Source organism: Phocaeicola sp., assembly GCF_057861905.1.
Genome location: NZ_DBMACV010000017.1, coordinates 39,279 through 51,393 on the forward strand (window position 1 = coordinate 39,279; position 12,115 = coordinate 51,393).

Consider the following 12,115-nt stretch of genomic DNA (forward strand, 5'->3'; position numbering starts at 1 on the left):
TCACAGCCAAAATGGTCAGTTTTTTTCATTTATCTACTCATTTTTTTTGTTGATTCTTATCGAAAAACGCAACTTTTGCAATACAGAAAATCCATTCACCTATGAAAAACATCCATATCAAAAAAGCAAGTCTTTACGCTACAGCCATTATACTATTATCGGCCTGTGGACAAGTAAAAAATTCTCAGCAAGATGAACATATTGCAATGGTTGAAAGAACGACTTTCACCCATACAACTTCCAACTATAGTAATAACCGCCTACCGTTATTGCCACAACACTTCATGAAACTGCCTGTGGGAAGCATACAACCCGAAGGTTGGCTTAAAGAATATCTGATACGACAAAAGAACGGCTTAACCGGACATCTGAACGAAATCAGTGCATGGCTCGAAAAAAAGAATAATGCATGGCTCACTACTCAAGGCGATCACGGATGGGAGGAAGTTCCTTACTGGCTGAAAGGATATGGCGATCTGGCATATATCTTAAAAGACCAACAAATGATTGATGAAGCTAAAATCTGGATCGAGGCTACCTTAAAGAGTCAGAGACCCGACGGTTCATTCGGTCCTATCAATATGAGAGGAGATAAACCTGAACTCTGGGCACAGATGATCATACTCTGGTGCCTGCAATCGTATTACGAGTATTCAAATGACTCACGGGTACTCGACTTAATGACTAAGTACTTTAAATGGCAGTTGAGTCTGGCAGATGATAAATTTCTGGAGGATTACTGGGAAAACAGTCGTGGCGGAGATAATCTGCTCAGCGTATACTGGTTATATAATCATACTGGTGAATCCTTCCTTCTTGAACTCGCGGAAAAAATTCATCGCAATACGGCCGACTGGACCCAACCCTCTTCATTGCCTAACTGGCACAACGTGAATATAGCTCAATGTTTCAGAGAACCTGCTACTTATTACATGCTGAACAAAGATTCTGCCATGCTTGCGGCAAGCTATAATGTACATCACCTCATCCGAAGGACTTTCGGACAAGTACCGGGTGGAATGTTCGGAGCCGATGAAAATGCTCGCATGGGATATATCGATCCACGTCAGGGAGTTGAGACCTGCGGCATGGTAGAACAAATGGCATCCGACGAAATTATGCTAAAAATTTCAGGAGATCCTTTTTGGGCAGAAAACTGTGAAGATGTGGCATTTAATACTTATCCCGCAGCTACAACGCCCGACTTTAAAGCATTGCGTTATATAACCTGTCCGAACCAGATTACCAGCGATGCCAAGAATCATCATCCAGGCATCGACAACTCGGGACCCTTTTTGGCGATGAACCCGTTCAGTTGCCGTTGCTGCCAGCACAACCATGCTCAAGGGTGGCCTTACTATGCCGAACATCTGGTACTGGCTACTCCCGACAACGGAGCAGCACTTGCCTTATATGCGTCGTGTGAAGCAGATATTTTAGTAGGTAATCATCAAGAAATCAAAATTATAGAAAAGACTAATTATCCATTCGAAGAATCTATCCATCTATCCATTCAAACAGAGAAAGCAACCGAATTTCCGCTGTATCTGCGCATTCCGTCATGGACACGGCATGCTTCCCTTAAAATAAACGGAAAAAGTGCAGAAACACCGCTTACGGCTGGACAATATGTCCGTATCCAGCGAACATGGAATAATGGTGATTCCATTGAACTGACGGTTCCTATGCACTTGAGTCTGCGTACGTGGCAAGTCAACAAAAACAGTGTAAGTATTGACTACGGGCCACTGACCTTTTCGCTTAAAATAAAAGAAAGATACGTCAAACGCGACAGCCGTCAGACTGCTATCGGAGACTCCCAATGGCAACAAGGTGCCGACGCAGGCAACTGGCCTTCATTCGAGATATTCCCGGCATCTGCATGGAATTATGCCCTTGTCTTGAATAAAGAAGATGCATTGAAAGACTTCAAAATCGTTCGCAAGAACTGGCCCGATGACAATTTCCCATTTACGCAAGAAAGCTGTCCGATTGAAATCAAAGCTACGGGACGCAAGGTTCCTTCGTGGAAGATCGATGAATATGGGCTATGTCATGAATTGCCCGAAGCGAATGCACCCAAAGGAGAAAAAGAAAGCATCACACTGATTCCCATGGGAGCTGCACGTTTGCGCATCAGTGCTTTTCCCAATACATATGAATAACTCAAATCATTAAAACTTAAACTCAATAAACAATGAAAAAACTCTTTACTGCTGTCGTATTCTTTCTGTCATTGGCTTTTTATGCCAAGGCCAGCGATTTACCTCGGAAAGAATATCCCAGACCTCAATTTGAACGAGAGAGCTGGATCAATCTAAATGGTACATGGACTTTCGACTTTGACTTTGGACAGTCTGGAGTCGACCGACAATATCAAAGTTCAGAGAAATTCAGTCAAAACATTACAGTACCTTTCTGTCCGGAAAGTGAGTTGTCGGGAGTCAAACATACCGATTTTATAAATTGTATGTGGTATCAAAGAAAAATCTCTATACCCTCCGACTGGCAGGGAAAAAAGATATTCCTGCATTTCGGTGCTGTAGATTACTGGTGCGAACTGTACATCGACGGAAAGAAAGTCCAGCAACACTGGGGTGGCAGCTCGTCGTTTACTGTCGATATCACACGCTTTGTAAAGGCAGGAAATACCCACAATCTGGTCATTCAAGTAAAGGATGATTTGCGAGGAGGCAAACAGACCGGCGGAAAACAATGCACCAACTTCTTCTCTGGTGGTTGTTCGTATACACGCGTCACAGGTATCTGGCAGACGGTCTGGATGGAAGCTGTTGCCAATGAGGGTTTAAAAAATATGGTACTGCGCACCGACATCGACCAGAAACAATTGGTGGCAACTCCAAGTTTCTACAAAGAATCAGACAATATCTTGGAGGTCATTCTGAAAGACGGTGATAAAGTTATCAGCAGAAAACAGACTACCTGTTCCAATAATGCCTGTATAGTGCTTCCTGTCAAAAACATGAAATTATGGTCACCGGAATCGCCTTTCTTGTATGGACTGACTTATCTGGTAAAGGATAAGTCGGGACAAGTACTCGATAAGGTTGAATCGTATGCCGGTATGCGTAAAATACATATTGCCAATGGTATATTCTACCTGAACAATCAGCCTTATTTCCAAAGACTGGTATTAGACCAAGGATATTACCCTGACGGTATATGGACAGCCCCATCTGACGAAGCTCTTAAAAACGATATCATTTTAGGCAAGAATGCAGGATTCAATGGTGCACGCTTGCACCAAAAGGTGTTCGAAGAGCGCTATTATTACTGGGCAGACAAATTAGGATACATCACTTGGGGCGAAAGTGCAAGCTGGGGAATGGATGTCAACGACGAAGTGGCCGCACGCAACTTTATCAGCGAATGGAGTGAAATTGTGATCCGCGACCGCAATCATCCCTCACTGGTAACGTGGACTCCTTTCAACGAAACATGGGGAAGCCGAGACGGTGCTTATCCACGCTTAATCCGAGACATCTATCACATGACCAAAGCTATGGATCCCACCCGCCCTATCAACGATGCCAGTGGGGACGATCACATCCTGACCGATATATGGAGTGTACACAATTATGAGCAAGACGGCAAACGCTTAGCCGAACAATTAACGTTCAAGGAAGGGCAAGAACCTTATCGCAATAGCCGTGACAAAAAGTATCTGGCTATCTACGAAGGCCAGCCTTACATGGTCGATGAATTCGGGGGCATAGGATGGATGAGTGCCGAAGAACGCAAAAATTCATGGGGGTACGGTAATCTGCCACAAACCGAAGAAGAGTTTTATACGCGCCTGCAAGGACAAGTAGAAGCCCTGAAAAATGCCAAACATGTAATGGGATTCTGTTATACGCAGCTCACAGATGTGGAACAAGAGAAAAACGGTATTTATTACTACAACCGTACACCTAAATTTGACATGAAGCGAATCAAGGCTATTTTCGAATTGATTCCTTCATCGCACACCAACTTGAAGTAAAAGAATTGTTTTAGCCCATCGAAATTAGAACAACCCTCTATCGCTGTTCCCTAACAGAATAAAAGACAGTTTTCAATAGAAGAATAAAATAAATTCCTTTATCCATAACACTGATCAGAGGCTGAATACGCATTGTGCTTACACAATAAGATTCAGCCTCTTTCCTTCACCCTTTTTCCTTACCCGACGTATTTCGACAAAATTCCGTATCTTTGCAACGTACAACTTAATTCAAAAGGCTATGCTCGACAATAATGAAGAAATGTTTCCCATCGTAGACGAAGAAGGCAATATAACCGGAGCCGCTACCCGAAAAGAATGTCATAGCGGCAGTAAACTGCTTCATCCGGTAGTACACCTGCATGTTTTCAATTCAAAAGGAGAATTATACTTACAGAAACGACCGGCATGGAAGGATATTCAACCGGGAAAATGGGATACCTCGGTAGGAGGACATGTCGACTTGGGAGAAAGTGTGGAAATGGCATTGAAACGGGAAGTGGGGGAAGAGCTTGGCATAACCGACTTTACCCCGGAACTGCTGACTCACTATGTGTTCGAATCGGATAGAGAAAAAGAACTGGTATTCAGTCATCGTACGACGTACGATGGGGAGATTGCACCCAGTGAAGAACTGGACGGAGGGCGTTTCTGGACCTTGGAAGAAATTAGAGATAATTTAGGCAAAGGTATATTCACTCCCAACTTCGAAAGTGAATTTCTCCGGCTGAAATTTTAACAAAGGGACTTTTGCCTACGGTTCAAACAGACTCAATCTTTTTAGGAATTGATTTACGTCAAGAATTAAATAAAACAGCTAATTTTTCTGCTATATAACATAACAACGTATCTCTAAAACCTGTAATTTTGTGTTGCAAAACATAAAAACAGGATAACTAGAGATGATTAAGAAACTGAAAAAAATATTCGTAAAGAGTTTCCTGACAATGGAAGAAAACCATTTGAGACCTTGGGAAACCATGACACGATAACAGCACTGATCAATCAGCACACCGGAAAGGCAAATGAAAATGTAAATTTACAAGCAAATACAAAATTAAGCTGTGTGTCAAGAAAAAGCACCACAGATTACACTGTTTATCTTAGCAATCATTCAGCAATCAGTGTAATCGGTGGTGCTTTCATTTTTTAAGCACATTAATACTCTACCTTATCTGTCTTGTTCTCCCAATCCTGAAAAGCCTTAATGGCTTCCTCGGGCAACAGCACTTCCGATTTTAACCGGCGATCTTCCGGTTTCAAGTCGAGTTCTTCATAGATAAACGCATCATCGAAACCAATCTTTGCCGCATCCTTTTTACTATTGCCATAGTACATCCTGTCCAGATGAGCCCAGTAAATAGCTCCCAAACACATCGGACATGGCTCGCAGGAAGTATAAATCTCACACCCGCTCAAATCGAAAGTACCCAATATCTTAGCCGCTGTACGAATAGCGCTCACTTCGGCATGTGCAGTCGGGTCACAATCAGGAGTTACCCGGTTCACACCCATTGCTATTATCTCCCCGTTTCTGGCAATTACAGCACCAAACGGTCCACCACCCTCGGCCACATTCTGTACCGAAAGGTCTATTGCTTTACGCATCAATTCTTCTTTTGTCATAATAAATTTCCTCGCTACTTTATTTTCACTATGGGAAAGTTATAAAAAAAATCAGATATACAAAACAGTTTATACATCTAATTCATATCAGCAAAAATTGAGGGGCTCGAAATACAGTTACCACACCAACCTGTAGATACGCCCAAACAATAAGTCACATACTTAAGTATAATAAAAAAAGAAACCTCCCACCCTGAATTAAATTCAGGATGAGAGGTTCTTACTCTATATGGAAAGGGGAAGATTACATCATACCACCCATGCCGCCCATTCCTGGAGCGCTCATAGGCATATCAGCTTTTTCTTCTTTCTTTTCTACAATAACACATTCTGTAGTCAGGAACATACCTGCGATAGAAGCTGCATTCTCAAGAGCTACACGAGTAACCTTGGCAGGATCTACAACACCCGCTGCATGCAAGTGTTCGTAAACATCAGTACGTGCATTGTATCCGAAGTCGCCTTTACCTTCACGAACTTTCTGAACAACTACTGCACCTTCCTTACCAGCGTTGGCAACAATCTGGCGAAGAGGTTCTTCGATAGCACGCTTGATGATTTCGATACCTGTAGTTTCATCTGCATTGTCACCCTTCAAGCCTTCCAAAGCATCAATTGCACGGATGTAAGCAACGCCACCACCCGGAACGATACCTTCTTCGATAGCTGCACGAGTTGCGCACAATGCATCGTCTACACGGTCTTTCTTTTCCTTCATTTCTACTTCGCTGGCAGCACCTACGTAAAGAACAGCTACACCACCTGACAATTTAGCCAGACGTTCTTGCAGTTTTTCTTTATCGTAATCAGAAGTAGAATTCTTCATTTCAGCCTTAATCTGGTTGATACGTTCCTGAATCAATTCCTTCTGACCACCACCGTTTACGATAGTAGTATTTTCTTTTGTAATAGTTACTTTATCGCAAGTACCCAACATTTCCAAAGTAGCCTGTTCCAGTTTCAAGCCCTTTTCTTCGCTGATAACGACACCACCTGTCAATACGGCGATATCTTCCAGCATGGCTTTACGACGATCGCCGAAGCCCGGAGCCTTCACAGCACAGATCTTCAACTGGCTACGCAGACGGTTTACAACCAATGTTGTCAATGCTTCGCTATCTACATCTTCTGCGATAACCAGCAACGGACGTCCACTCTGAACAGCCGGTTCCAAGATAGGCAAGAAATCTTTCAAGTTAGAAATCTTCTTATCGTAGATCAAGATGTAAGGATGTTCCATTACACACTCCATCTTCTCTGTATCAGTTACGAAGTATGCTGACAAATAACCACGGTCGAACTGCATACCTTCTACTACACCGATAGTAGTATCTGTACCCTTAGCCTCTTCGATAGTGATAACACCATCTTTAGAAACCTTACGCATAGCATCAGCAATCAGCTTACCGATAACCGGATCGTTGTTTGCAGAAATGCTGGCAACCTGTTCAATCTTATCATAGTTGTCGCCTACAGTTTCAGCCTGTGACTTGATTGATTCTACAACCTTAGCAACTGCCTTGTCGATACCACGTTTCAAGTCCATCGGGTTTGCACCGGCTGTAACGTTTTTCAAGCCTACGCCTACGATAGCCTGAGCCAATACGGTAGCAGTTGTTGTACCATCGCCCGCATCGTCTCCAGTTTTCGAAGCCACCGACTTCACCAGCTGCGCACCTGTGTTCTGGAAAGGATCGCTCAGTTCTACTTCCTTAGCCACTGTTACACCATCCTTTGTAATATGAGGAGCACCGAATTTCTTTTCGATGATAACGTTACGTCCTTTCGGACCCAGTGTCACTTTCACGGCGTTAGCCAGTTCGTCTACACCTTTTTTCAACTGATCGCGAGCATCAATGTTGAAGAGAATATCTTTTGCCATAATAATCTTAAATGTTTTAAAAGTTCAACTAATGAATTATCCCAAAATTGCGAGAACGTCACTCTGACGCATCATCAGATATTTAACGCCATCGTGTTCGATTTCTGTACCAGCATATTTACCATATAATACAGTATCGCCCACTTTCAATATCATTTCTTCGTCTTTTGTGCCATTTCCTACTGCCACAATTTCACCCTGCAATGGTTTTTCTTTCGCTGTATCAGGAATAATAATACCGCCGATTGTTTTTTCTTCTGCAGGAGCCGGAAGAATCAGAACTCTGTCTGCTAATGGTTTAATGTTCATAGTCTTTATATTTTTACTTGTTATATATACATTTTATTATGCCCTTTAACGGACACCCTACTACTTACTAAAAACGTGCCACAAGATTTATTGTGACAATCTGTCACATTTTTTCTGACAATAGTCCTGATTAATCTGACACTTCTGCCAAAGGATAAGACTTATTCGCCAGTAAAAATATAAATGTAAGTCACTTTCCCGTTAAAAGTTTAGCAGTATCTTTACGCTGAAAATAATCATAGTACAACAAAAACATGGAAATACTTTACCTTATTCTTACGTTTATAATAGGAGGAGTGCTGGGGTATCTGGCAGCTTCCCGCCAGTTGAATGCACTGAAAACGCAACTGCACTTGCAGGTAACTCATCAGGAAGAACTGCTACAAGCAGAAAAACGTCAGACGGCAACAACACTGGAACAGCTCAAGGAAGAGAATCTGCGCATACAACATCAAGTAGAAAACACAACCCGACAATATGTAGAGGCAAGTCGTCAGGTGGCTTCGCTGCAGGCCGAAAAGCGTGCACTCGAAGATAAACTCGAACATCAGAAAGAGGAAATGAGTGACCTCCACAAACAATTCAATCTGGAATTTGAGAACATTGCCAATAAAATATTCCAGCAGAAAACCGAAACTTTCAACAAACTTAGCTCCGAAAGCCTTTCCAGTCTGCTGAAACCCTTCGGAGAAAACCTGAACGAGTTCAAGCATCAGGTAGCGGAGGTGTACGATAAAGAATCGAAGCAGCGTTTCTCGCTGGAAGACAAGATAAAAGAACTGGTACAACTGAACAAACAAATCAGCGACGAAGCCAATAACTTGACGCGTGCGTTGAAAGGAGATTCCAAGACACAAGGTAACTGGGGAGAAATGATTCTGGAGTCAATTCTCGAAAACTCCGGTCTGAGAGAAGGCGAAGAATACTTCCGTCAGGAATTTCTGAAAGATGAACACGGAAATCCTCTGCGCAACGAAAACGGACAGCGCCTACAGCCTGACGTATTAGTGAAATACCCTGACAACCGACAAGTAATCATTGACTCTAAAGTATCGCTTACCGCCTATACCAATTATATAGGAAGTACAGAACGCAGTGAACAGGAACAATATCTAAAAGCTCATCTTTCATCAGTAAAAGCACACATCGATGAGCTCAGTCAAAAAGATTACTCCAAATATAATTTGTCGTCACTGGATTTTGTCATGATGTTCATTCCCAATGAACCAGCTTACGTACTTGCGCTTCAGACAGATTCCAACCTATGGAACTATGCCTACAAGAAAAAAGTTATCCTGATGAGTCCTACCAACCTGATAGCCGCCTTGCGTCTGGCTCTCGATTTATGGAAACGGGAATATCAGGAAAAGAATACACGAGAAATCGTAAAGAGAGGAACTGCCCTTTACGAAAAGCTGGTAAGTTTCACTGAAACTTTCGAGCGGATAGGTGAAAGCCTACGAGCTACATCCAATGCCTACGATACGGCTCTGAACCAGTTCTCTACAGGAAAAGGAAATGTTATCCGCCAAGCCGAAATGCTTAGGGAACTTGGCATCACTCCCAAGAAAAAAATTTCTTCACGCCTGTTGAGTCAAGACGAAAAAATAGAAGAAGGCGAATAAAGTCATTACGAAAGACATAACTTCACTGTCAAAGTAACCACGTCAAACTCTGCAAGACAACCAATCAGCATATATACAAAGAGAGGCTATCTCATTTTTTTCAGCTTGAGATAGCCTCCGTAAAAAGCAGAAGTTTGTATGCCTTATCAAAAACACTTTCACAGTGTCCATCCAGATGTCCAGTCTTCACCGCTCTTCACAGCACCTTTATAATCAGTTTTAGTAAAGAAGCTATCGGCCGACAAATCTTTTCCACCATCAAGTGTACCTACATAGTTGTTGCTCCATGTAAATGTCTGATTGTCCAAATTACCTGTAGCCTGAGCAAAATCCGCATTTGTATAAATTCCTTGTTTAGAAGAAAGCTCACCGGCGATTGCAACATACTCCAGTTTCGAAGTACCATTTTTCAAAGCATTTTCAGTTTCATCAGTTTCAACACTCAGTGCTTTCCCCTTACCTGTTATAATTGTGTTATAAAGTTCAACTTCCGTTCCGGCGCGCAAACGTACACCTTGAGCATCTCCTCCATTACCAATCAGCGTAGCATTCGCTATAACTGGATGAGCAACGGGAGTAGCCGCAAAGTTAGTTCCATTATTATCACATTCCATCAAGCAGTCACAATCATATCCCAGTGAAGTCGGCTCTTCCTGATAAGCGACCAAGAACTGTGCCTTACCATTCCAACCTTCAGTCCAGTCAAAAGAATCATCGCTGCAACTAGTAGAAACCATATATTTTACATTTACAGAACCACCAAAAAATTCAAAGCCATCGTCCGAACCCTTATAAGCCTGCAAATGTTCTACTGTTGTTCCATTACCTACGCCATAGAAAGAAACACCATTGGCCTCGTGCTCTTCATCGAAAGCATATCCTGTATACTCCAGGCGTATATATTTCAAAGTACCCGAATTATCAGCGTCATTATTGCCACCATAAGGTGCATTTCCTATTTCAGAACTACCTGAACCATTATTCGTATGAGCATATCCACAAATATGCAAACCACCCCATGCACCAGCTTCCTTCTTTTCAGAAGTCATGACTATTGGCTGAGATGCAGTACCTTGTGCATCAATCTTGGCACCTTGTTCTACAAGAATATAGTCAACTGTCCCATCATGTTTAGCAGTAATAGTCACACCCGGCTGAATAGTCAGAGTTGCTCCCGGCTTAACATGAATACCTCCGTTGAGCGTATAATTTTTACCCGTTTCCAATGTCACATTTTCTGTAATATCTTTGTCGAGCACATAAGCATCGTCAGTATCACCACCGATTCCTGTATTTTCAGCAGGATCATCATCACTACAAGATGTTGTAAAAAGAGTCATACCTGCAACCAATGCCATTGTTGCCAATTTCCAATTTTTTCTCATAATCAAATGCTTTAAATTAATTATTAAAATCTATTCTATTGATTTATTTATAGATTATATGTAATACCTATCTCGAAGTTAGTACCACGTTTGAAACGTTCCACTTCCACCTTTTCACCTGTAGATGGAACTTCCTGTTTAAAGACGACCGGCTGATTCAACAAATCATTGATTTGCAACTTTACCGCAACTTTTTCATTAAACTTAAAATTTCCGACAAAATTCATTGTATGCACGGGCTGCTGCTTCACATCGCCCAAACCGGAAATACCTACCGACTGAATGCGAGGTCCCTGTAAGTTATATACCAATGCAGCACTCAATTGCTTCACTTCTCCCAGACTCGGGCTATAAGTAACATCCGCATTCACCAAATAAGGAGATGCTCCCTGCAATGCACGTTGTGTATTGGTATAAGCCCCACCCTCAGGAAGCTTCACATCGGTATACATAAATGAAGCATTAGCTCCCAGACGAAAATCTTTCAATAACTCTTTTCGAAACTCTACTTCCACACCTGTTGCCATACCATTGCTGGCATTCTGGAACGAATGAATAGTAGCTCCTCCCGATAACTGCTGTATCTGCTCAATAGGATCTTCCAGATGCTTGTAGTAAGCTGTAGCCGAGAACATATCGCCCCCCTCACCGAAATATTCATAACGCAAATCAAGATTATAGTTATAGCCGTTCTGCAAATCAGCATTACCTCGGATTTGCGCCGAACCATATGACTCCTGATAAAGGAAGGGAGCCATCTCAATAAACGAAGGACGAGTTACCGTACGGGAAAATGAAAGACGAAGGCTGTTTTTCTTATTGAGCAGGTAACGAAGATTCATGGCTGGGAACAAATCATTGCAGTTCAAATCCCTGCGCTGCATCTTGCCACCATCTTCGGCATAATTTACCCACTGCCTGCTGTTCTCATAGCGTAACCCCACATTTACAAGCAATGCTTCCACTGGATAAACGTCTGCCGAAATATAACCAGCATAAATTTTGTTTCCAGCCGTATAGCTGTCTTTGGGTTGCTGAGAACGCGTTATAGACACTTGTCCATTTTCAATCACTTCCTGATTCAGGAAATCAGAAGGAGTATAAACGGCATCTTCACTCCCGATTACAGGATTAAGCTTATTCAAGTTATAGTAAAATCTTGTAGACGCATAATCACGACTTTTGTACGTGAGTTCGGGATAAGAAAGTATCTTTAAAAGTTGGTAATCACCGAATTATTTTGTATATTTAAGTCTGACAAACAATTAATTACAAATTAACAACA

8 protein-coding genes and 1 pseudogene are annotated in these 12,115 nt (G+C 42.2%); 4 read left to right on the forward strand and 5 right to left on the reverse strand.

Features of this window, described 5'->3' with window-relative positions; genetic code table 11:
* Nucleotides 1-101 precede the first annotated feature (101 nt).
* The 3 genes from ACZM60_RS05355 to ACZM60_RS05365 all read left to right on the forward strand — a co-directional run bounded on the left by ACZM60_RS05355 (nucleotide 102) and on the right by ACZM60_RS05365 (nucleotide 4,742).
* The gene (locus ACZM60_RS05355; protein ID WP_489520959.1) at nucleotides 102-2,165 is read left to right on the forward strand and encodes a beta-L-arabinofuranosidase domain-containing protein; all 2,064 of its coding nucleotides are present in this window, start codon (nucleotides 102-104) and stop codon (nucleotides 2,163-2,165) included.
* A gap of 32 nt (nucleotides 2,166-2,197) precedes the next feature.
* A complete protein-coding gene (locus tag ACZM60_RS05360) occupies nucleotides 2,198-4,003 on the forward strand; it encodes a glycoside hydrolase family 2 protein (RefSeq protein ID WP_489520960.1) in 1,806 nt (601 codons plus the stop codon).
* Between the two features lie 241 nt (nucleotides 4,004-4,244).
* Nucleotides 4,245-4,742 carry an NUDIX hydrolase gene (locus ACZM60_RS05365; RefSeq protein WP_337419770.1) on the forward strand — a complete coding sequence of 166 codons (498 nt, stop codon included), beginning with the start codon at nucleotides 4,245-4,247 and terminating at the stop codon, nucleotides 4,740-4,742.
* 419 nt (nucleotides 4,743-5,161) lie between these two features.
* Here the strand turns inward: ACZM60_RS05365 and ACZM60_RS05370 are convergent, their stop codons facing one another.
* The 3 genes from ACZM60_RS05370 to ACZM60_RS05380 all read right to left on the reverse strand — a co-directional run bounded on the left by ACZM60_RS05370 (nucleotide 5,162) and on the right by ACZM60_RS05380 (nucleotide 7,820).
* The gene (locus ACZM60_RS05370) at nucleotides 5,162-5,629 is read right to left on the reverse strand and encodes a nucleoside deaminase (RefSeq protein ID WP_489520961.1); all 468 of its coding nucleotides are present in this window, start codon (nucleotides 5,627-5,629) and stop codon (nucleotides 5,162-5,164) included.
* Between the two features lie 244 nt (nucleotides 5,630-5,873).
* Nucleotides 5,874-7,511, reverse strand: coding sequence for a chaperonin GroEL (groL, locus tag ACZM60_RS05375; protein ID WP_021971076.1), 1,638 nt, complete (start codon nucleotides 7,509-7,511; stop codon nucleotides 5,874-5,876).
* A 36-nt stretch (nucleotides 7,512-7,547) separates the two neighbouring features.
* Nucleotides 7,548-7,820, reverse strand: a complete 273-nt coding sequence (locus tag ACZM60_RS05380) for a co-chaperone GroES (RefSeq protein WP_021971075.1) — start codon at nucleotides 7,818-7,820, stop codon at nucleotides 7,548-7,550.
* 254 nt (nucleotides 7,821-8,074) lie between these two features.
* On the opposite strand from ACZM60_RS05380, the gene ACZM60_RS05385 reads away from it, so the two are divergent.
* A complete protein-coding gene (locus tag ACZM60_RS05385) occupies nucleotides 8,075-9,445 on the forward strand; it encodes a DNA recombination protein RmuC (RefSeq protein WP_489520962.1) in 1,371 nt (456 codons plus the stop codon).
* Nucleotides 9,446-9,603: 158 nt separating this feature from the next.
* Here ACZM60_RS05385 and ACZM60_RS05390 read toward each other — a convergent pair whose 3' ends face one another.
* Together ACZM60_RS05390 and ACZM60_RS05395 are read right to left on the reverse strand one after the other, a co-directional pair.
* Complete coding sequence (locus ACZM60_RS05390) at nucleotides 9,604-10,830, reverse strand: hypothetical protein (protein ID WP_418586009.1); 1,227 nt, start codon at nucleotides 10,828-10,830, stop codon at nucleotides 9,604-9,606.
* 47 nt (nucleotides 10,831-10,877) lie between these two features.
* A pseudogene (locus tag ACZM60_RS05395) lies at nucleotides 10,878-12,014 on the reverse strand (TonB-dependent receptor domain-containing protein); the annotation flags it as partial.
* Nucleotides 12,015-12,115 lie beyond the last annotated feature (101 nt).